The organism is Streptomyces sp. KL2 (assembly GCF_046529545.1).
Lineage (GTDB): Bacteria > Actinomycetota > Actinomycetes > Streptomycetales > Streptomycetaceae > Streptomyces > Streptomyces radiopugnans.
Genome location: NZ_CP127170.1, coordinates 2,816,122 through 2,837,184 on the forward strand (window position 1 = coordinate 2,816,122; position 21,063 = coordinate 2,837,184).

At 69.4% G+C, this 21,063-nt stretch carries 20 protein-coding genes; 11 read left to right on the forward strand and 9 right to left on the reverse strand.

From position 1 onward, the window contains the following. Window positions 1-82: 82 nt before the first annotated feature. From QPK52_RS12735 to trxA, 5 genes are all read left to right on the forward strand, one after another. Window positions 83-1,849, forward strand: a complete 1,767-nt coding sequence (locus tag QPK52_RS12735) for a serine/threonine protein kinase (protein WP_410537589.1) — start codon at window positions 83-85, stop codon at window positions 1,847-1,849. A 55-nt stretch (window positions 1,850-1,904) separates the two neighbouring features. Continuing rightward, on the forward strand, window positions 1,905-2,636 hold the full coding sequence (gene sigM / locus QPK52_RS12740; protein WP_410540313.1) for an RNA polymerase sigma factor SigM: 732 nt from the start codon (window positions 1,905-1,907) through the stop codon (window positions 2,634-2,636). Beyond that, window positions 2,633-3,601: an anti-sigma factor family protein gene (locus QPK52_RS12745; protein WP_410537590.1), complete on the forward strand. Its 969-nt coding sequence runs from the start codon at window positions 2,633-2,635 to the stop codon at window positions 3,599-3,601. Before sigM ends, QPK52_RS12745 begins: the two co-directional genes overlap by 4 nt. A gap of 128 nt (window positions 3,602-3,729) precedes the next feature. Then, window positions 3,730-4,734 (forward strand): thioredoxin-disulfide reductase, encoded by a 1,005-nt coding sequence (gene trxB, locus QPK52_RS12750; protein ID WP_410537591.1) that lies wholly within the window; start codon window positions 3,730-3,732, stop codon window positions 4,732-4,734. Window positions 4,735-4,771: 37 nt separating this feature from the next. Then, window positions 4,772-5,101, forward strand: a complete 330-nt coding sequence (trxA, locus tag QPK52_RS12755; RefSeq protein ID WP_093657781.1) for a thioredoxin — start codon at window positions 4,772-4,774, stop codon at window positions 5,099-5,101. A gap of 66 nt (window positions 5,102-5,167) precedes the next feature. Here trxA and QPK52_RS12760 read toward each other — a convergent pair whose 3' ends face one another. From QPK52_RS12760 to rpmH, 9 genes are all read right to left on the reverse strand, one after another. Continuing rightward, complete coding sequence (locus tag QPK52_RS12760) at window positions 5,168-5,785, reverse strand: GNAT family N-acetyltransferase (RefSeq protein ID WP_093657139.1); 618 nt, start codon at window positions 5,783-5,785, stop codon at window positions 5,168-5,170. Between the two features lie 65 nt (window positions 5,786-5,850). Further along, window positions 5,851-6,963 carry a ParB/RepB/Spo0J family partition protein gene (locus QPK52_RS12765; protein WP_410537592.1) on the reverse strand — a complete coding sequence of 371 codons (1,113 nt, stop codon included), beginning with the start codon at window positions 6,961-6,963 and terminating at the stop codon, window positions 5,851-5,853. Beyond that, window positions 6,960-8,033: a ParA family protein gene (locus tag QPK52_RS12770; RefSeq protein WP_093657135.1), complete on the reverse strand. Its 1,074-nt coding sequence runs from the start codon at window positions 8,031-8,033 to the stop codon at window positions 6,960-6,962. Before QPK52_RS12770 ends, QPK52_RS12765 begins: the two co-directional genes overlap by 4 nt. Window positions 8,034-8,283: 250 nt before the next feature. Continuing rightward, window positions 8,284-9,015, reverse strand: coding sequence for a 16S rRNA (guanine(527)-N(7))-methyltransferase RsmG (gene rsmG, locus QPK52_RS12775; protein WP_410537593.1), 732 nt, complete (start codon window positions 9,013-9,015; stop codon window positions 8,284-8,286). Further along, a complete protein-coding gene (locus tag QPK52_RS12780; protein ID WP_093657131.1) occupies window positions 9,012-9,509 on the reverse strand; it encodes a protein jag in 498 nt (165 codons plus the stop codon). Before QPK52_RS12780 ends, rsmG begins: the two co-directional genes overlap by 4 nt. Window positions 9,510-9,520: 11 nt before the next feature. Next, the gene (yidC, locus tag QPK52_RS12785) at window positions 9,521-10,621 is read right to left on the reverse strand and encodes a membrane protein insertase YidC (protein WP_410540314.1); all 1,101 of its coding nucleotides are present in this window, start codon (window positions 10,619-10,621) and stop codon (window positions 9,521-9,523) included. Window positions 10,622-10,633: 12 nt separating this feature from the next. Continuing rightward, window positions 10,634-10,921 carry a membrane protein insertion efficiency factor YidD gene (gene yidD, locus QPK52_RS12790; RefSeq protein ID WP_093657129.1) on the reverse strand — a complete coding sequence of 96 codons (288 nt, stop codon included), beginning with the start codon at window positions 10,919-10,921 and terminating at the stop codon, window positions 10,634-10,636. Continuing rightward, entirely contained in the window at window positions 10,918-11,310 is a 393-nt protein-coding gene (gene rnpA, locus QPK52_RS12795) for a ribonuclease P protein component (RefSeq protein ID WP_410537594.1), read from the reverse strand. The genes yidD and rnpA overlap by 4 nt, the downstream gene beginning before the upstream one ends. Before the next feature lie 33 nt (window positions 11,311-11,343). Further along, complete coding sequence (rpmH, locus tag QPK52_RS12800; RefSeq protein ID WP_003956500.1) at window positions 11,344-11,481, reverse strand: 50S ribosomal protein L34; 138 nt, start codon at window positions 11,479-11,481, stop codon at window positions 11,344-11,346. Between the two features lie 379 nt (window positions 11,482-11,860). On the opposite strand from rpmH, the gene dnaA reads away from it, so the two are divergent. The 6 genes from dnaA to gyrB all read left to right on the forward strand — a co-directional run bounded on the left by dnaA (window position 11,861) and on the right by gyrB (window position 21,040). After that, window positions 11,861-13,681, forward strand: coding sequence for a chromosomal replication initiator protein DnaA (gene dnaA, locus QPK52_RS12805; protein WP_410537596.1), 1,821 nt, complete (start codon window positions 11,861-11,863; stop codon window positions 13,679-13,681). A gap of 896 nt (window positions 13,682-14,577) precedes the next feature. Further along, complete coding sequence (dnaN, locus tag QPK52_RS12810; protein WP_410537597.1) at window positions 14,578-15,708, forward strand: DNA polymerase III subunit beta; 1,131 nt, start codon at window positions 14,578-14,580, stop codon at window positions 15,706-15,708. A gap of 224 nt (window positions 15,709-15,932) precedes the next feature. Next, complete coding sequence (gene gnd, locus QPK52_RS12815; RefSeq protein ID WP_410537598.1) at window positions 15,933-16,868, forward strand: phosphogluconate dehydrogenase (NAD(+)-dependent, decarboxylating); 936 nt, start codon at window positions 15,933-15,935, stop codon at window positions 16,866-16,868. Window positions 16,869-16,888: 20 nt separating this feature from the next. Further along, entirely contained in the window at window positions 16,889-18,010 is a 1,122-nt protein-coding gene (recF, locus tag QPK52_RS12820; protein ID WP_410537599.1) for a DNA replication/repair protein RecF, read from the forward strand. Between the two features lie 41 nt (window positions 18,011-18,051). Continuing rightward, window positions 18,052-18,576 carry a DUF721 domain-containing protein gene (locus QPK52_RS12825; protein WP_410537601.1) on the forward strand — a complete coding sequence of 175 codons (525 nt, stop codon included), beginning with the start codon at window positions 18,052-18,054 and terminating at the stop codon, window positions 18,574-18,576. A 367-nt stretch (window positions 18,577-18,943) separates the two neighbouring features. Further along, complete coding sequence (gyrB, locus tag QPK52_RS12830; protein ID WP_093657117.1) at window positions 18,944-21,040, forward strand: DNA topoisomerase (ATP-hydrolyzing) subunit B; 2,097 nt, start codon at window positions 18,944-18,946, stop codon at window positions 21,038-21,040. Window positions 21,041-21,063 lie beyond the last annotated feature (23 nt).

Below are 21,063 nucleotides of genomic sequence, written 5' to 3' on the forward strand. Positions count from 1 at the left end.
TGCACAGCGGCGGACTGTGGGCACAATTGTCTCTGGCTGTGTTGGGAAACAGGCTGCAACGAATGGGGAGGCGGGAGCGACGGTGGCGGAACGGAGCACGGCTGCCGTCGACGTGGCCGACGAGAGCGGCGGGACGGACGGCAAGGACAAGCCGTCGTCCACCGCTGTCGGGCGGACCACGGCCGACGGTTCCACGGACCACGACGGCGATGACGGTGCAACGGCGGACGTTCCCGGCGCCTCTGATACCACCGACGCGGTGACACCGGCGTCCCAGTCCTCCCAGTCCTCCCAGTCCCCGCAGCCGCCCGAGCTGCACAGCGGTCACAAGCTCGCCCGGCGCTACCGCCTGGAGGAGTGCGTCACCCGCCTGGACGGCTTCAGCAGTTGGCGAGCCGTCGACGAGAAACTGCGCCGCGCCGTCGGCGTCCACCTCCTCGCAGCCGACCACCCCCGCGCCCGGCCGGTCCTGGCCGCCGCCCGCTCCGCAGCCCTCCTCGGTGACCCCCGCTTCGTGCAGGTCCTGGACGCGGTCGAGGAGAACGACCTCGTCTACGTCGTCCACGAGTGGCTGCCGGACGCCACCCCCCTCACAGCCCTCCTCGCCTCCGGCCCGCTGCCCACCCACGAGGCCTACCAGCTCGTCACCCAGATCACCCAGGCGATGGCCGCCGCCCACCGCGAGGGTCTGGCCCATCTGCGGCTGACCCCCGGCTGCGTCCTGCGCACCGCCGCCGGCCAGTACCGCATCCGCGGCCTCGCCGTGAACGCCGCACTGCGCGGCATCACCTCCGACCACCCCCAGCGCACCGACACCGAGGCGATCGGCGCCCTGCTCTACGCCTCCCTCACCCACCGCTGGCCGTACGGCGAGGATGCCTACGGCCTCAGCGGCATGGCCGAGCTGACCGGCGACTCCCTCGTCCCCCCGGACCAGGTACGCGCCGGGGTGCACCGCGGGCTCTCCGAGCTGGCCATGCGCGCGATGGTCAACGACGGTGCCACCGCCTCCCGCCAGGAGCAGCCCTGCACCACTCCCGAGGAGCTGTCCAAGGCGATCGCCGCGCTGCCGCGCATCCGGCCGCCCGAGCCCGAGTTCACCGCTCCGCCCCCCTACCAGAGCCCCGGCTACCGGCAGGGAAACTACGGCGGTCCCGTGACCCGTCCTCCCGCAGGGCCCGTCGGCGCACCCGCCGTGACGGCGCCGACGGCGCCTCCCGCACTGCCCGGCCGCGCCGGCAAGGTACTGAAGTGGAGCGTCTCCGCTCTGCTCATCGCCGCACTGGGGCTGGGAAGCTGGCAGTTGGCCGACGCCCTCCTGAACGGCGGCGAGTCTCCGGCGCCGAATCCCGGACAGAGCGGGATCGAGCAGCAGAAGCAGCCGGAGGCCGCTCCCACGGGCAAGCCGGTCGAGATCTCCCTCGCCAAGGACTTCGACCCGTTCGGTAGCGACCCTTCCGAGAACAGCGACCGGGTCGGCGATGCGATCGATGGCGATGCCGGCACCTTCTGGCAGACCATGTACTACAACAACGCGAAGTTCGGGAATCTCAAGGACGGAGTGGGGCTGATCCTCGACCTGGGCGAGTCCCAGCAGATCAGCACCGTCAAGGTCGCTTTCAAGGGCAGCACCTCCGTCGACTTCCTGGCGGCGGACGAGGACACCGCCCAGATGCCCGACTCGCTGAGCGGCTTCAGCAAGGTCAGCAGCGGCTCCGGAACCGACGTGGAGCTCAAGGCCAAGAAACCGATCAGGACACGGTACGTCCTGGTGTGGCTCACCGAACTCCCCCTGACGGAGGAAGGCAACTACCGTGGCCGCATCACGGAGGTCGAGGTCCTCAGCTGACCCGCCACCCGTGGAGACAGCGGACTGAGGAGGGGATCGGCGGGTGGGCGACAAGGTGACGGGCAGTGCCGTCGACGACGCCGGTGGCACGAACGGTCCCGACGGTGCCGGCAGAGTCGACGACCGGGAACTCCTCGCCCGCCATGTCGCCGGCGATCCGCACGCCTTCGGTGAGATCGTACGCCGCCATCGCGACCGGCTCTGGGCCGTCGCCCTGCGTGTTCTGAGAGACCGGGAGGAAGCCGCCGACGCCGTCCAGGACGCCCTGGTCTCCGCCTACCGGAGTGCCCACACCTTCCAGGGCCGGTCCGCCGTCACCACCTGGCTGCACCGCATCACCGTGAACGCCTGCCTGGACCGCGCGCGCAAGGCGGCCAGTCGCCGAACCTCTCCCATCGCCGAACCCGAGCGCCTGGAACAGCTTCTGGAGCCGCACGAGTCCGCCGCCGTACCCGCCGAGCGCCGGGATCTCCACCGTCAGCTCATCGCCGCACTCTCCCAACTCCCGCCGGAGCAGCGGGCGGCACTCGTCCTCGTCGATATGCAGGGCTATCCGGTCGCCGAAGCGGCCCGCATCCTCAACGTCGCCGTCGGAACCGTCAAGAGCCGCTGCGCCCGGGGCAGAGCCCGGCTGCTCCCACTGGTCGGCCATCTACGCTCGGAGAGTCCAGCTGGAGGAAGCCGAGCGGGCACCAGCAGAAGGAACCGGACACAGGGGGCATCCGTCCCACCGGCAAGAGGGAAACCAGGCACCGGGGCCGTGAAGGGCGGAGGTGAGCACGCATGACGTCCATGTCTTCCGCGTCGTTCGGCGCTGACGGGCATCCCGAGGTCGATGAGATCTCCGACCTCACCGAAGGGCTGCTCTCCCCGGAACGCTCGGCCGATGTACGCGCCCATCTGTCAGGCTGCGAGCTGTGCGCGGACGTGCGGGCATCCCTGGAAGAGATCCGCAACATGCTGGGCACCCTTCCGGAACCGACTCCGATGCCATCCGATGTGGCAGGCCGCATCGACGCCGCCCTGGCCGCCGAGGCCCTGCTCGACGCCTCCAGTCCATCCGACGGGGAAAGCCGGGGCGCTTCCCCCTCGACATTTCCGGTGGACACACCGAACTCTGTTTCACGTGAAACGATCCGCTCCGGTCGGCCCTCCGGTCGCTCTGCCGGTCGGCCTGCGGGCCGACCGCAAGGTGCCAAGGGCCCAGGAAGGCCCGGTGGCAGGCGACCACATCGCTGGCGCACCGCTTTGCTCGGCACCGCGGGCGCTGCAGCCCTCCTCACCCTTGGCGCAGTCTTCCTGCCGAGTCTGGGAGAAAGCTCCTCCGGAGGCATGGACGAGAGCGCGGCCTCAGACGCGGGCGCGCAAGACGACCGGAATGACCAGGCTCTGGAAGCCCGCGTACGGTCTCTGCTGGCCGGCAGCAAACCGGGGAAGCCGGAGCAGGAGAGTCAGGGGGTTCTGAAAGAGACGGATCCCGGCTCTCCCGACTTCAGCCTCAAGGCGAGCCCCGGTTCCCCGAGCGCACCCGCGGCCACCGTGCCGCAGTGCGTCCGTGAGGGCGTCGACCGTGACGAGGCACCTCTGGCCGTTGGTATGAGCGAGTACGAGGGGCGGCAGGCGTACATCGTGGTCCTGCCGGATGAAGCCGACGGCTCCCGGGTGGACGCCTACGTGATCGACGCCGACTGCGTCGGCAAGGTGCCTCCCACCCCCGGCACGGTGCTGACCATTCGCACCTACCCCCGCTGAGCGGTCCGCGCGCGCAATACCACGGCCGGGAATGCCTGGCTCCTAGGATTCGTTGGGTGGGGTAAGCCTCCCCGAGGCGATGCTCCAGACAGGCATCGGTAAACCCATCGGCAGACAAGGAAGACTCCGTGAGCGACGTCCGCAACGTGATCATCATCGGCTCCGGGCCGGCGGGGTACACCGCAGCGCTCTACACCGCCCGCGCCGCCCTGAAGCCGCTGGTCTTCGAAGGCTCGGTGACCGCCGGCGGCGCGCTGATGAACACCACCGAGGTGGAGAACTTCCCCGGTTTCCGCGACGGCGTCATGGGTCCGGACCTGATGGACAACATGCGGACCCAGGCCGAGCGGTTCGGTGCCGAACTGGTCGCCGACGACGTCACCGCGGTCGACCTCGAGGGTGAGATCAAGACCGTGACCGACTCGGCCGGCACCGTGCACCGGGCGCGGGCGGTCATCGTCGCCACCGGCTCGGCCTACCGCAAGCTCGGTCTGCCCCGGGAGGAGGAGCTGTCCGGCCGCGGTGTGTCCTGGTGCGCCACCTGCGACGGGTTCTTCTTCCGCGGACAGCACATCGCGGTAGTCGGCGGCGGCGACACCGCCATGGAGGAGGCCACCTTCCTCTCGCGCTTCGCGGAGAAGGTCACCGTCATCCACCGCCGCGACACCCTGCGGGCGTCGAAGGCCATGCAGGAGCGGGCCTTCGCCGACGAGAAGATCGAGTTCGTCTGGAACAGCGAGGTCGCCGAGCTTCACGAGGAGGGCGGCAAGCTGTCCGGGGTGACCCTGCGCGACACCGTCACCGGCGCGATCTCCCAGCTGCCGGTGACCGGGCTGTTCATCGCCATCGGTCACGACCCGCGCAGCGAGCTGTTCCACGGCCAGCTCAACCTGGACGACGAGGGCTACCTGACCGTCGACGCGCCCTCCACCCGCACCAACATCCCCGGTGTCTTCGCCGCCGGCGACGTGGTCGACCACACCTACCGCCAGGCCATCACCGCCGCCGGCACCGGCTGCTCCGCCGCCCTGGACGCCGAGCGCTACCTGGCCGCCCTGGTCGACGCCCCCGAGAAGCACCACGCCGAGCCCGAGAAGACCGACGAGGCCGCGGCAGCCGCCGCCGCACTCTGAGACCACCGCAACCACCCTTACCCCGAGGAACAAGGAGATCGTTATGGCCACCGTGACCGCCACCGACGCCAACTTCGAGGAAGTCGTCCTCAAGAGCGACAAGCCGGTCCTGGTCGACTTCTGGGCGGCCTGGTGCGGTCCGTGCCGTCAGATCGCCCCGTCGCTGGAGGCGATCTCGGAGGAGCAGGCCGACAAGCTCACCATCGTCAAGCTCAACATCGACGAGAACCCGGCGACGGCCGCCAAGTACGGGATCATGTCCATCCCGACGATGAACGTCTACCAGGGCGGCGAGGTCGTGAAGACCATCGTCGGTGCCAAGCCCAAGGCCGCCATCGAACGGGACCTGGCCGACTTCATCGGCTGACGTTTCACGTGGAACGGGCCCACCCCATCTCGGGGCGGGCCCGTCGCCTTTCCGCCACCACGGAAATCACAACGGTCTGAGAGCGGGCTCCTTCTGCACAGCCCCCAGCAGACGGTCGATCGCCAGCTCCACGTCCTGTTTCCAGGAAAGAGTCGTACGCAGCTCCAGCCTCAGTCTGGGATAGGCGTAGTGCGGCCGGACCGTCTTGAAGCCCACAGCGAGAAGATGATCCGCGGGGAGCAGGCAGGCGGGCTCCTTCCAACGAGCGTCCCCGAACGCTTCGACCGCCTTGAATCCCCGCCTCAGTACATCCTTGGCCACGGTCTGCACCATCACCCGGCCCAGCCCCTGCCCCTGATACCCGGGCATCAGCCAGGCTGTGATCAGCTGTACCGCATCCGGCGAGACGGGACTGGTGGGAAAAGCCGTCGAGCGCGGCACATAAGCAGGTGGCGCGTACAGCACGAAGCCCACTGGTACATCATCGACATAGACGAGCCGTCCGCAGGAACCCCACTCCAGCAGCACCGCCGATATCCAGGCTTCCTTCTCCAGATCGGGTCGGCCCGCCTTCACCGCGGCATCACCGCTGACGGGGTCGAGTTCCCAGAAGACGCACCTGCGGCAACGCTTCGGCAGGTCCGGCAGGTTGTCCAGGGTGAGCGGAACGAGTTGACGCCCCATGGAGACATGGTATCCATGGGGCGTCGTACAGCGATGTTCTTGACCGTGTCCTCGGGTCCTCGGAGTCACTCGCCGCTTTCGTCGTCCCCCTGGGTGAGCTGCTGCTCCAGGAGCTGGTTCTCGCCGGGCGCGAACTGACTCAGAATCCTCTCCAGGTCCTCCATCGAGGCGAACTCGACGACGATCTTCCCCTTCTTCTGCCCAAGGTCCACCTTGACCCGGGTTTCGAAGCGGTCCGAGAGGCGGCTCGCCAGATGGTCCAGCGCGGGGGAGACCCGTTTGCCGGCCCGTGGCCCCCGAGCCCTGCTCTTTCCCTTCGGCTTGGTGTCCATCAGGGTCACGATCTCCTCGACCGCGCGCACCGACAGCCCTTCGGCCACGATGCGGTGGGCGAGACGGTCCTGCTCCTCGGAGTCCTCCACCGACAGCAGCGCGCGCGCATGCCCTGCGGACAGCACCCCAGCCGCCACACGGCGCTGCACCGACGGTGAGAGACGCAGCAACCGGAGGGTGTTGGAGACCTGAGGACGCGAACGACCGATACGGTCCGCCAGCTGGTCATGGGTGCAGTTGAAGTCCTTCAGCAGCTGGTCATAGGCTGCCGCTTCCTCCAGAGGGTTCAGCTGCGCCCGGTGCAGATTCTCCAGCAGGGCATCCAGAAGAAGCTTCTCGTCCTCCGTGTCCCGGATGATCGCCGGAATCCGCTCCAGGCCTGCTTCCCGGCAGGCCCGCCAGCGCCGCTCTCCCATGATGAGCTCATACTGCTCCGGGCCCGTCTGCCGAACGACCACCGGCTGCAGAAGGCCCACTTCCTGGATGGAGGTCACCAGCTCCGCCAGAGCGTCCTCATCGAACACCTCGCGCGGCTGCCGAGGGTTGGGAGTGATCGCGTCAACCGGCACCTCGGCGAAGTGGGCCCCTGCCGCTTCACCGCCCGCGGCGCCGTCCATGGCTTCGGTTTCACGTGAAACACCGGCGCCGTGCTGCCCGTCACCATCGGGCAGGTTGGTCACCTTGGCCGCCGCCACACCACGCCCCGGGGTCAGCACCGGAACCGCGGTCGGCGAAAGCGCGCCGTTCTCTCCCACCACCGGGCTGACAATGTCGTCCGGTCCGGTCGGCGCCGCGGGAATCAGCGCGCCGAGTCCTCGACCCAGGCCTCTACGTCGTTCCGTCACTGAGTCCCCTCCACCATGTGCTGTTCCTGCTGCTTGTCGGCGCCTCGCAGCGCGATCTCCCGGGCCGCCTCCAGATAGGAGAGCGAACCGCTGGAACTCGGATCGTAAGTGAGCACCGTCTGCCCGTAGCTGGGCGCCTCCGAGATGCGCACCGACCGCGGGATATTGGTCCGCAGGACCTCCTTGCCGAAGTGTCCTCGCACCTCCTCGGCCACCTGGGAGGCCAGCCGAGTACGGCCGTCGTACATCGTCAGCAGAATCGTCGAGACATGGAGCTTGGGGTTGAGGTGCCCCTTCACCAACTCGACGTTCCGCAGAAGCTGCCCCAGGCCTTCGAGTGCGTAGTACTCGCACTGGATCGGGATGACCACCTCCGCGCCGGCGACCAGCGCATTGACGGTCAGCAGACCCAGCGAGGGCGGGCAGTCGATGAAGATGTAGTCCAGTGGCTGCTCGTAAGCGGAGATCGCCTTGTGCAGACGGCTCTCCCTCGCCACCAGCGATACCAGTTCGATCTCCGCACCGGCGAGATCGATCGTGGCCGGGGCGCAGAAGAGTCCCTCCACCTCCCGTACCGGCTGGACGACGTCGGAGAGCGGCTTGCTGTCCACCAGGACGTCGTAGATCGACGGCACCTCGGCGTGGTGGTCTATCCCCAGGGCGGTAGACGCGTTGCCCTGCGGGTCCAGGTCGATCACCAGGACCCGGGCACCGTGGAGAGCCAGGGACGCGGCGAGGTTGACCGTGGTCGTGGTCTTGCCCACTCCGCCCTTCTGGTTGGCGACCACCATCACTCGAGTCTCCTCGGGCCTGGGGAGCCCCTCACCGGCACGGTTCATCGCCTCGACCGCCTGCTGAGCGGCACGGCCGACGGGGGCGGAGACATCCCCTTCGTACCGGGGGGAGGCGTCCATCGGAGGCGGTGTCTCACTCATCGTTTCACGTGAAACATCCGCCGTTTCAGAACGGGGACCCGGGACCGGATCGGTCATCGGTCCCGCGATATGGCCGTCGGACCGCAACGGTTCACTCTCCTCGACGTCAGGCTCGCAATGAGAAGAGCCTGCCATGCTCTCCCGGTCGGGAACCAGCGAGCCCCGCTCACCTGTGGATGAATCCACCTCTGAGCGGGGCTCGGATGGGTCTGACGCGTCAGCCGCGCGCCCTCGACGGATGAATCCATGCAGAAAGCGACGTTTCACGGGAAGCACGATGCATCCACGCCCGCCCCCGACCGTGACGACACTCCGCATGGTCTGTCTTTGGCGACTCTACGGAGTAACGGAACTCCTCATAGGAGGCACTGCCGGTCTCCGGGAATCACCGTCGGCGGCGCGCGCTCCGCGACCGTCCCGCCCTGGCGGCCTTCGCCCTCTTGGCCGCGAAGCGCACCCCGCCCGGACTCTCACCGACCTCGACACGGACCACAGTGGCCGCCGGCTCCACCAGGCCCGCACCGATACGGAGCACCGAGGAGTCCACCGCGCCGAGCTTCTGAAGCGCGGACCGCGCCGCCTTCAGCTCCTCCTCGGCCGTGTCCCCCTTGAGGGCCAGCATCTCGCCGTACGGCCTCAGCAGCGGTACGCCCCAGCCGGCGAGCCTGTCCAGTGGAGCCACGGCCCGGGCCGTCACCACATGCACCGGAGGGAGCGAGCCCAGAACCTCCTCGGCCCGGCCCCGCACCACCGACACATGGTCCAGCCCCAGCAGCTCGACGATCTCCTGGAGGAAGGTCGTACGCCGCAGCAGCGGCTCCAGCAGCGTGATCTTCAGGTCCTGCCGGACCAGCGCGAGCGGAACACCCGGCAGGCCGGCACCGGAGCCGACGTCGCAGACCGTCACTCCGTCGGGCACGACCTCGGAGAGCACCGCGCAGTTCAGCAGATGGCGCTCCCACAGTCGGGGCACCTCGCGCGGTCCGATCAACCCGCGCTTGACCCCGATCTCCGCCAGCAGTTCGGCGTACCGGACGGCATCGTCGAAGCGGTCACCGAAAACCTCCCGCGCCACCTCGGGCGCGGGAGGAAGGGGCGACGACACGTCGTCCGTCACGGCAGCACGACCACGCAGCGCTGCGGCTCCTCGCCCTCGGACTCGCTGCGCAGCCCCGCCGCGGCCACCGCGTCATGCACCACCTTGCGTTCGAAAGGCGTCATCGGCTTCAGCTTCACCGGCTCGCCGGTGCGCTGCACCTCCTTGGCGGCCTTGGTGCCCAGTGCCGACAGCTCCTCGCGCTTGCGGGCCCGGTAACCGGCGATGTCCAGCATCAGCCGGCTGCGGTCACCGGTCTCGCGGTGCACCGCGAGCCGCGTCAGCTCCTGCAGGGCCTCCAGCACCTCGCCGTCCCGGCCGACGAGCTTCTGCAGGTCCCGGCTGTCACCGTCGCTGATGATCGACACGGCGGCACGGTCGCCCTCGACGTCCATGTCGATGTCACCGTCGAGGTCCGCGATGTCGAGGAGCCCCTCGAGATAGTCGGCCGCGATCTCACCCTCCTGCTCAAGGCGGGTCAGGGTGTCGGTGCCCTCTGCGGTCGTGTCCGTCACGAGTGGACTCCTTACTTCTTGGACGGGTGCTTGGGACGCTGCGAGCCCTTGCGCTGCCCGGGCTTCTTCTTGGACTGCTGCCCGGGCCGCGCCGACGGGGAGTCCTCGGAGGCCTCCTTGCTCAGCGAGGTCTTCTGCCCGGCCGCCTTCTTCGCCTTGGCATCCGCCTCCGCCTGGGCCGCGGCGGCCTGGCGCTGCGCCTTGGTCATGCGCTTGGGCTGCTGGCGGTTGGCACGGGCGGCCTCGACGGCCTTCTTGGCCTCGACCTCCGCCGGGTCCTCCTTGAGCTTGCCCTTCGCCCGCAGCTTCTCCTGACGCTGCTTGTAGGCCAGCGATCCCGGCGTCGGGTTGCGCTTGATGATGTACATCTGCTGCCCGAGGGTCCACACGTTGGTGGTCAGCCAGTAGACGAGGACACCGACGGGGAAGTTGATGCCGAAGACGGCGAAGATGATCGGGAAGACGTACATCAGCATCTTCTGCTGCTGCATGAACGGCGTCTTCACCGTCAGGTCGACGTTCTTGGTCATCAGCTGGCGCTGCGTGTAGAACTGCGACGCCGACATCAGCAGGATCATGATGACCGTGACCACACGCACGTCGGTCAGCGTGGCGCTCAGCGCCTCGACCTTCTCGGCGCTGTCCATGAACCGGGCCGCGATCGGGGCACCGAAGATGCTCGCGTTACGGGCGCTGTCCACCAGCCCGGCGTCCATGACGCCGACCGCCTGGTTGTTCGCGATCTTGTTCAGCACCTGGTAGAGCGCCAGGAAGAACGGCGACTGCGCGAGAATCGGAAGGCAGCTGGAGAGCGGGTTGGTGCCCGTCTCCTTGTACAGCTTCATCATCTCTTCCGACTGGCGCTGCCGGTCGTTCTTGTAACGCTCCTGGATCGCCTTCATCTTCGGCTGGATCGCCTGCATGTTCCGCGTCGCCTTGATCTGCTTCACGAAGAGCGGGATCAGGGCGATGCGGATCACGATCACCAGCGAGACGATGGACAGACCCCAGGCCCAACCGCTGTCCTCGTCGAACGCGAGGCTGTACAGCTTGTGGAACTGGACGATGATCCAGGAAACAGCGGTATAGAGAGGACCGAGGATCGTGTCGATCGTGTCCACGAGTCAGGCTCCTTGGGCATTGGACTGGGACCGGTGCTGCCAGCGGTCACGCATCCGCTGGTGCCAGACCGGATGCTTCCGGGCGGGAACGTGGTCGACCCCACCGGGCGACCACGGATTGCAGCGCAGAATGCGCCAGGCGGTCAGCGCCGTCCCCTTCACCGCGCCGTGCCGTCGGATGGCTTCGTAGCCGTAGTGCGAACACGACGGGTAGTACCGGCACACCGGGCCGAGCAGCGGGCTGATGGTCCACTGGTACAACTTGATCAACCACAGCAGCGGGTATTTCACGACGGGCCTCCAAGCAGCCGCTGCAGTGCGGTGTCCAGATCGCGGGCCAGCCTGTCGTGGTCCGCCTCGCCCGCACCGGGCAGCGCCCGTATGACCATCAGGCTACCGGGCGGCAGAACGTCAAGCCTCTCCCGGACCAGATGACGCAGTCGCCGCTTCACAAGGTTGCGAACCACCGCGTTGCCCACTGCCTTGCTCACGACGAAACCCGCACGCGCCGGGGGAACGACTCCCTCGGCGGCGTGCGGGTCCGTACGTTCCCCGGATTCGCTCCGGGGCGACGCCCTGCGCAGATGGACGACGAGGAACGGGCGTCCGGCCCGGCGTCCTCGGCGTACCGCGGCCGCGAAATCCTCGCGCCGCCTCAGCCGGTTCTCGGTGGGCAGCACGTCACGGATCCGCGGTCTGACTTACCGGGTCGGTCAGGCCGACAGACGGGCGCGGCCCTTGCTGCGGCGGGACGCGAGGATCGCGCGGCCGGCACGGGTCCGCATGCGCAGCCGGAAACCGTGGGTCTTCGCACGACGGCGGTTGTTCGGCTGGAAGGTGCGCTTGCTCACTCGGGGCTCCAGGAATGCTTGTGTCTCGTGTGAGACGTGTGGGGCGCCGACTGGCTGTCACCGTGCGCCCACGAGTAGCTCGCAACGCCCGAGTGCACCGCTTCTATGATCACCAGGATCTTGCCCATCGGAGGCAGGCGGCAGCAGCCATCGACAACTCGACCTGGTTACGGTACGCGCGCCCGCACCATCAGGTCAAACCAGGGCCGGCCGGGGGGTTCTGTACACAGCCTGTGGACAACGACTTGAACCACGCACGCCGCGCTGACTACCGTGGCCGAACTTCCGTTTCCTCCCGACCGTCCCAAGCACCACACATGGGTGGGACTGTCGAAGCCCGAACGAACCCATCCAGCGAGTGAGTGAGAGAGCGTGCCCTGTGGCTGACCTACCTGCCGATCTTGCCGCAGTGTGGCCACGCGTGCTGGAACACCTCCTCGCCGACGGCCAGGGAGTGGAGGCCAAGGACCAGCGGTGGCTCAAAGACTGCCAGCCCCTGGTGCTGGTCTCCGGCACCGCGCTGCTCGGCGTGCCCAACGAGTACGCGAAGGGCGTACTGGAGGGACGGCTCTCCCCGCTGATCACCGACGCGCTCAGCCGCGAGTGCCAGCAGCCGATCCGCCTCGCGATCACCGTCACGGGGCCGGTCCCCGAGCCCCAGGCCCCGGCGCCTCCCGCTCCGCCGGCCTCCCCGGAGCCGCCGCAGCACCGCCGGCCGGCACCGCACCAGCAGCCGCCGCTGCACTTCGACGAACCGCATTACGACGCTCCGCAGCACGGCGGCCGGCACGCCCGGCAGCACGGCCCCCAGCACGGTGGCCCCCAGCACGAGGACCGGCAGCAGGAGCTCGAGCTGCCCAGCGCACGGCCCGCGTACCCGGACTATCCGCACGCCCCCCAGCAGCACCAGCCGGGTGCCTGGCCCCGCCCCCAGGACCCCGACGCCTGGCAGCCGCCGCGCGACCCGTACCAGTCGCAGAGCCCGTCGTACGAGCCGCCCTCCTACGACGGGCGGCACCGCGCCTCCCCCTACGACCAGCCGCCGGTGCCGCGCTATGACGGCGCCCGGGGCACCGGCCGCCCCGACCCCCAGCACCTGCCCGCGCCCAGCGGCGCCCCCGGCCCGCTCGCCGCGCAGCCCGCGCCCGCGACCGGTCCCGGCGAGCCGACGGCCCGGCTGAACCCGAAGTACCTCTTCGACACCTTCGTCATCGGCGCCTCCAACCGCTTCGCGCACGCCGCGGCGGTGGCCGTGGCCGAGGCGCCGGCCAAGGCGTACAACCCGCTGTTCATCTACGGCGAGTCCGGTCTGGGCAAGACGCATCTGCTGCACGCCATCGGGCACTACGCCCGCAGCCTCTATCCGGGCACCCGGGTGCGGTACGTGAGCTCGGAGGAGTTCACCAACGAGTTCATCAACTCCATCCGCGACGGCAAGGCGGACGCGTTCCGCAAGCGCTACCGCGACATGGACATCCTGCTGGTCGACGACATCCAGTTCCTGGCGAGCAAGGAGTCCACCCAGGAGGAGTTCTTCCACACCTTCAACACCCTCCACAACGCCAACAAGCAGATCGTGCTCTCCTCCGACCGGCCGCCCAAGCAGCTGGTCACCCTGGAGGACCGGCTGCGCAACCGCTTCGAGTGGGGGCTGATCACCGACGTCCAGCCGCCGGAGCTGGAGACGCGCATCGCGATCCTGCGGAAGAAGGCCGTCCAGGAGCAGCTGAACGCCCCGCCGGAGGTGCTGGAGTTCATCGCCTCGCGGATCTCGCGCAACATCCGCGAGCTGGAGGGCGCGCTGATCCGGGTCACGGCCTTCGCCAGCCTCAACCGGCAGCCGGTCGACCTGGGCCTGACGGAGATCGTCCTCAAGGACCTCATCCCCGGCGGCGAGGACGCCGCCCCGGAGATCACCGCGGCCAACATCATGGCGTCGACGGCCGACTACTTCGGGCTGACGGTGGACGACCTGTGCGGCTCCTCGCGCAGCCGCGTCCTGGTCACCGCCCGGCAGATCGCCATGTACCTGTGCCGCGAGCTGACCGATCTGTCGCTGCCGAAGATCGGTGCCCAGTTCGGCGGCCGGGACCACACCACCGTCATGCACGCCGACCGCAAGATCCGCGCGCTGATGGCCGAGCGGCGGTCCATCTACAACCAGGTCACCGAGCTGACCAACCGCATCAAGAACGCCTGACGCCTGTGCGGCCGGCGCCGGCCGGGCACCGCGCCCCCGGCACCGGTCGCGCAGGCCACGCCGACCGCACAAGCCGCAGGCAGGCCCACAGCAGGACGCACGGACGGCGAGAAGCCCCCGGGAGACGGCTCCCGGGGGCTTCTCGCTGTTCGAATCCCCAGCCCGGAAGAAGAGTGATCCACAGATTCACCGACTTTCTTCCGTCCACACTCTGGGGACCACCGGGTTGTCCCGATAGCGTCCACAGGCACACCGCATGATGATCGAATGGACCTGGTCAGGTGCCTGGGGATCTGTGGTCAGAAGTTTTCCACAGGCTGTGGACGGTGATTCCGCCCACAAGCGGCAGATCGGATTGTCCACCGCCCGCCCACAGCCCCGGCCGCGTTGTGCACAGCTTTCACCAGCTTCTCCACAGGGCTGTCCACTGTTCGACAACATGGCGCGCGATGTCACCGGTCCGTGTGAAAGGCGTCACACGGAGGGGCTGGGTTGGGCTGTTGAGAAGGTGGGTAAAACTGTGGGCGGCCCTGGGGAGAAGTCCCGGACCGCTGTGCACGGGATGTGCAGAACTTTCCGGCGTCCACAGGAGCCCCCTCTCCGTCCACGTCCCCACCCACAGGGGCGGTGGACAAAACTTCCGGCCTGACCTGCGTGGATCGAGTTATCCCCGGTTTCCACAGGCCCTACTACTACGACCACGGAGATAAAGAGCGGACTTCGATCGGAAACGGGCCCTGTGCACAACTCGGCCCGACCGCGCTCCGCGTCCCTCCCGTCGACTTGACCCCGACCCGCCCCGGCTGTCAGCCGGGTGCGTCAGACTGGTCCCCGGCGACAAGCCGACGACGAAGACCAGCAAGGCGAGCAGCCAGCAACAGCGGGAGGCGGCTTAAGTGAAGATCCGGGTGGAGCGCGACGTCCTCGCGGAGGCGGTGGCCTGGGCCGCCCGCAGCCTGCCGGCCCGGCCCCCGGTGCCGGTCCTCGCGGGACTGCTGCTGAAGGCCGAGGAGGGCTCGCTGAGCCTGTCCGGTTTCGACTACGAGGTCTCGGCGCGGGTCTCGGTGGAGGCCGACGTGGAGGAGGACGGGACGGTCCTCGTCTCCGGCCGCCTGCTGGCCGACATCTCGCGGGCCCTCCCCAACCGCCCGGTGGAGATTTCCACAGACGGTGTACGGGTGAGCGTCGTCTGCGGATCCTCGCGGTTCACACTCCACACACTGCCTGTGGAGGAGTACCCGGCGCTTCCCCAGATGCCGGGCGCGACCGGCACGGTCCCCGGCGAGGTCTTCGCCGCCGCCGCGGCCCAGGTCGCCATCGCGGCCGGACGCGACGACACCCTGCCGGTACTGACCGGCGTGCGGATCGAGATCGAGGGCGACACGGTCACCCTGGCGTCCACCGACCGCTACCGCTTCGCGGTCCGCGAGTTCCTGTGGAAGCCGGAGACGCCGGACGCCTCCGCGGTGGCCCTGGTCCCGGCCAAGACGCTGCTGGACACGGCGAAGTCCCTCAGCGGCGGTGACAACGTGACGCTGGCGCTGTCGGGCTCCGGCGCGGGCGAGGGCCTGATCGGCTTCGAGGGCAACGGACGGCGGACCACGACACGGCTGCTCGAGGGCGACCTGCCGAAGTACCGCACGCTCTTCCCGACGGAGTTCAACTCGATCGCGGTGATCGAGACGGCCCCCTTCGTGGAGGCGGTCAAGCGCGTCTCCCTGGTGGCCGAGCGGAACACCCCGGTGCGGCTCACCTTCGAGCAGGGCGTCCTGATCCTGGAGGCGGGATCCAGCGACGACGCACAGGCTGTGGAGCGGGTGGACGCACAGCTGGAGGGCGACGACATCTCGATCGCCTTCAACCCCGGTTTCCTGCTGGAGGGCCTGAGCGCCATCGACGCCCCGGTCGCGCAGCTTTCCTTCACCACCTCGACCAAGCCCGCCCTGCTGAGCGGCAAGCCGGCGACGGACGCGGAGGCGGACGAGGCGTACAAGTACCTGATCATGCCGGTGCGGCTGTCGGGCTGAGGCCGGGGAACGGGAGGGTCCGCGGCTCCCGGCCGGGTGTGCGAGGGTCGCCCCTCACGGACCGCGGTGTGCCGGTGCGGCCGCCGGGCCGGGGTCGCCGGGGCGGTTTCAGGGCTCCGTCCGCGCGCATACGAGCGGAGTGTGCCCGCAGTTGTGCGCCACCCCCTCCGTCGTAGGCTCGTACCCGGGTACGCAACACCAGGACACCGAAGAAAGGCCCCCTGATGGAGCTCGGTCTCGTCGGTCTCGGCAAGATGGGCGGCAACATGCGCGAGCGCATCCGCCGCGCAGGCCACACCGTCGTCGGATTCGACCGCAACCCGGATCTCGCCGACGTCCACAGCCTCGAGGAGCTCGTGGACTCGCTGAAGGCTCCGCGGGTGGTGTGGGTCATGGTCCCGGCCGGCGGCCCGACGCAGTCGACCATCGACGCGCTGGGCGAGCTGCTCTCCCCCGGCGACGTGGTCGTGGACGGCGGGAACTCCCGCTGGACGGACGACGAGCGGCACGCGGAGGAGCTGGCGGCCAAGGGCATCGGCTTCGTGGACTGCGGCGTCTCCGGCGGTGTGTGGGGCCTGGAGAACGGCTACGCGCTGATGTACGGCGGTGACGCCGAGCACGTCGCGAAGGTGCAGCCGGTCTTCGACGCCCTCAAGCCGGAGGGCGAGTTCGGCTCCGTGCACGCCGGCCGGGTGGGCGCGGGCCACTTCGCGAAGATGGTCCACAACGGCATCGAGTACGCGATGATGCAGGCCTTCGCCGAGGGCTGGGAGCTGCTGGAGGCGGCCGAGGCCGTCACCGACGTCCGCGAGGTCTTCCGCTCCTGGCAGGAGGGCACCGTCATCCGCTCCTGGCTGCTGGACCTGGCCGTCCGCGCGCTGGACGACGACGAGCACCTGGGAGCGCTGCGCGGCTACGCGGCCGACTCCGGCGAGGGCCGGTGGACGGTGGAGGCGGCGATCGACCACGCCGTGCCGCTGCCCGCGATCACCGCGTCGCTGTTCGCCCGCTTCTCCTCGCGCCAGGACGACTCCCCCCAGATGAAGATGATCGCCGCGCTGCGCAACCAGTTCGGCGGCCACGCGGTGACCGCCGCGGCCGGCGCCGAGAAGGGCGCCGACGCGCCGGGCGCGGACGTCGACCCGCCCGTCGGCGGCTGACCGGCCCCGAAGCGGATCCGATGCACGTCACGCATCTGTCGCTGGCCGACTTCCGGTCCTACGCCCGGATCGAGGTTCCGCTCGATCCGGGCGTCAGCGCTTTCGTCGGTCCGAACGGCCAGGGCAAGACCAATCTCGTCGAGGCGGTCGGCTATCTCGCGACGCTGGGCAGCCACCGGGTCTCGTCCGACGCGCCGCTGGTGCGGCAGGGCGCCGACCGCGCGGTGGTGCGGGCGGTGGTGCGGCAGGGGGAGCGGCAGCAGCTGGTGGAGCTGGAGCTGAACCCGGGGCGGGCCAACCGGGCGCGGATCAACCGCTCCTCGCAGGTCAGGCCGAGGGATGTGCTGGGCATCGTGCGCACGGTGCTGTTCGCCCCGGAGGACCTGGCGCTGGTGAAGGGCGACCCCGGGGAGCGCCGCCGTTTCCTGGACGAACTGGTGACGGCGCGCTCGCCGCGGATGGCGGGGGTGCGGTCGGACTACGACCGGGTGCTCAGGCAGCGCAACACCCTGCTGAAGACGGCGGCGATGGCACGCCGGCACGGCGGGGGCTCCGGCGGCGGGGCGCTGTCCACCCTGGATGTGTGGGACCAGCATCTGGCCCGTGCCGGGGCGGAGTTGCTGGCGCACCGGATGTCGCTGGTGGCGGCGCTGGGTCCGCTGGCGGACAAGGCGTACGAGCGGCTGGCCCCGGGCGGCGGGCCGGTGGTGCTGGAGTACCGCTCGCCGGTGGAGGGCGGTACGCGCGAGGAGCTGTACGAGGGACTGCTGACCGAGCTGTCCCGGGCACGCCGCCAGGAGATCGAGCGCGGCGTGACGCTGGTGGGTCCGCACCGTGACGATCTCGTGCTGAGGCTGGGGGAGTTGCCGGCCAAGGGGTACGCGAGCCACGGGGAGTCGTGGTCGTATGCGCTGGCGCTGCGGCTGGCGTCGTACGACCTGCTGCGCGGCGAGGGCAACGAGCCGGTGCTGGTCCTCGACGACGTCTTCGCCGAGCTGGACGCCAGGCGGCGGGAGCGGCTGGCGGAGCTGGTGGCGCACGGTGAGCAGGTGCTGGTGACGGCGGCGGTGGAGGAGGACGTCCCCGAGCTGCTGGCGGGGGCGCGGTACGCGGTCGGCGGTGGGGAGGTGACCCGGCTGTGAGGCGGGAGGATCTTCCGGACGGACCGGCGGGTTCCGCGGAGGTGCGGATTCCGGGGCCGGCGGCCGAGCCGTCGGGCGTCGATCTGGCCAGGGTGGCGCTGCGGGCGGCCCGGGAGCAGGCGCGGGCGCGCGGCGGTGCGGCGCGGCAGAAGCGGCAGGCGCGCACCGAAGGCGGTCTGCGGTCGGGGGCGCGGCGGGACGGCCGCGATCCGCTGCCGCTGGGGGCGGCGATCGAGCGGCTGAAGACCGAGCGCGGCTGGGAGATGCCGATGGCGGTCGGCGGTGTGATGGGCCGCTGGCCGGAGTTGGTGGGTCCGGAGCTGGCGCGGCACTGCGTACCGCAGTCCTACGACGAGCAGGCGCGGGTGCTGTCGGTGCGCTGCGACTCGACGGCGTGGGCGACGCAGGTGCGGCTGCTGGCTCCGCAGCTCGTGGCGCGGCTGAACGCCGATCTCGGGCAGGGGACGGTGAAGTCGATCAGGGTGCGGGGGCCGGAGGCGCCGGACACCCGGCACGGTCCGCTGCGTGCGCCGGGCAGCCGGGGACCGGGGGACACCTACGGCTGACGGGACCGTTCCGGGCCCGTGGACAGGCCTCTGACCGGCCCGGATCCCCGGTTCGGGAAGAGGGGTGGAACATCTCGTTCCGTGAGTGCGCTCACAGTGACGGTCCATTGACATGCCGAGGCGCTGAGGGCCGTCGTGAGCGTCCTGGGGGGCCGGTCCGCATATGGGGAGTCGGCGGATGCCGGTTCAGGGCGGCACATGCGGCCCCAGGTACCGGCAAACCCCCATCGATGTCAGTGGTACCGGTAGACTGGAGACACACCCGCCTTACTGCGGAACATGTCGAACGACGCAGCCGCTCCTGCCGTGCGGACAGGGTCTCCGGGAGGTCTCCCGGGCTCTTCCCTCCGGTCGCAGGGGAAGGCTTGTGCTGTGCCAGAAAGGGCGCTTCGTGGCCGATTCCGGCAACTCCAACGAAACCATCCCCGTTTCCGGCGGGGAGTCCCCTGTCCCGTCCGCGACCCCGCCCGTCTCCGGAGCCGGTGGCGGTGAGCCGTCGTACGACGCCAGTGCGATCACGGTCCTGGAGGGCCTGGACGCGGTCCGCAAGCGGCCCGGCATGTACATCGGTTCCACCGGTGAGCGCGGCCTCCACCACCTCGTGCAGGAGGTGGTGGACAACTCCGTCGACGAGGCGCTGGCCGGCCACGCGGACACCATCGACGTGACGCTGCTGGCCGACGGCGGCGTCCGGGTCGTGGACAACGGCCGTGGCATCCCGGTGGGCATCGTGCCCTCCGAGGGCAAGCCGGCCGTCGAGGTCGTGCTGACGGTGCTGCACGCGGGCGGCAAGTTCGGCGGCGGCGGCTACGCGGTCTCCGGCGGTCTGCACGGTGTGGGCGTCTCGGTGGTCAACGCGCTGTCCACCAAGGTCTCGGTCGAGGTGAAGACCGACGGCTACCGCTGGACGCAGGACTACAAGATGGGCGTGCCCACCGCTCCCCTCCAGCGGCACGAGGCCACCGACGAGACCGGTACGACGGTCTCGTTCTGGGCCGACGGCGACATCTTCGACACCACCGACTACTCCTTCGAGACGCTCTCGCGGCGCTTCCAGGAGATGGCCTTCCTCAACCGCGGTCTGACGATCACCCTGACCGACGAGCGGGCGGCGGCCAAGCAGACGGCCGGCGCCGACACCGCGGACACCTCCGAGGACGACAAGCCGCGCCACGTCCGCTACCACTACGAGGGCGGCATCTCGGACTTCGTCCGCCACCTCAACTCCCGCAAGGGCGAGCCCGTCCACCCCTCGGTGATCGACATCGAGGCGGAGGACAAGGAGCGCAAGATCTCGGTGGAGATCGCGATGCAGTGGAACACCCAGTACACCGAGGGTGTCTACAGCTTCGCGAACACCATCCACACCCATGAGGGCGGCACCCACGAGGAGGGCTTCCGGGCCGCGCTGACCGGTCTGGTCAACCGCTACGCCCGCGACAAGAAGCTGCTGCGCGAGAAGGACGACAACCTCACGGGCGAGGACATCCGCGAGGGTCTGACGGCGATCATCTCGGTGAAGCTGGGCGAGCCGCAGTTCGAGGGCCAGACGAAGACGAAGCTGGGCAACACCGAGGCCAAGACCTTCGTCCAGAAGATCGTCCACGAGCACTTCGGCGACTGGCTGGACCGCAACCCCAACGAGGCCGCCGACATCATCCGCAAGGGCATCCAGGCGGCCACCGCGCGCGTGGCGGCCCGCAAGGCGAGGGACCTCACCCGCCGCAAGGGCCTGCTGGAGACGGCTTCGCTGCCGGGCAAGCTGAGCGACTGCCAGTCCAACGACCCGGCCAAGTGCGAGATCTTCATCGTAGAGGGCGACTCCGCGGGCGGCAGCGCCAAGTCCGGCCGCAATCCGCAGTACCAGGCCATCCTGCCGATCCGCGGCAAGATCCTGAACGTGGAGAAGGCGCGGATCGACAAGGTCCTGCAGAACCAGGAGGTCCAGGCGCTGATCTCGGCCTTCGGCACCGGGATCCACGAGGACTTCGACATCGCCAAGCTCCGCTACCACAAGATCATCCTGATGGCCGACGCCGACGTCGACGGCCAGCACATCAACACCCTGCTGCTGACGCTGCTGTTCCGCTTCATGCGGCCGCTGGTCGAGGCCGGCCACGTCTACCTGTCCCAGCCGCCGCTCTACAAGATCAAGTGGTCGCGCGACGAGTTCGAGTACGCGTACTCCGACCGCGAGCGCGACAGCCTGATCCGCCTGGGCCGCGAGCAGGGCAAGCGCATCAGGGACGACTCGGTCCAGCGGTTCAAGGGTCTGGGCGAGATGAACGCCGAGGAACTGCGCGTCACCACCATGGACCAGGCCCACCGGGTGCTGCGCCAGGTGACGCTGGACGACGCGGCCGCCGCCGACGACCTGTTCTCGATCCTGATGGGCGAGGACGTGGAGGCGCGGCGCTCGTTCATCCAGCGCAACGCCAAGGACGTCCGCTTCCTCGACATCTGAGTCGGCCGTACGCCGCTCAACGA

Bases quoted from the DNA above. Each gene is read 5' to 3' on its own strand.
- QPK52_RS12770 (WP_093657135.1), bottom strand. From the start codon at position 8,033: ATGGCAGGCTCTTCTCATTGCGAGCCTGACGTCGAGGAGAGTGAACCG.
- QPK52_RS12760 (WP_093657139.1), bottom strand. From the start codon at position 5,785: ATGGGGCGTCAACTCGTTCCGCTCACCCTGGACAACCTGCCGGACCTG.
- recF (WP_410537599.1), top strand. From the start codon at position 16,889: ATGCACGTCACGCATCTGTCGCTGGCCGACTTCCGGTCCTACGCCCGG.
- gnd (WP_410537598.1), top strand. From the start codon at position 15,933: ATGGAGCTCGGTCTCGTCGGTCTCGGCAAGATGGGCGGCAACATGCGC.
- QPK52_RS12745 (WP_410537590.1), top strand. From the start codon at position 2,633: ATGACGTCCATGTCTTCCGCGTCGTTCGGCGCTGACGGGCATCCCGAG.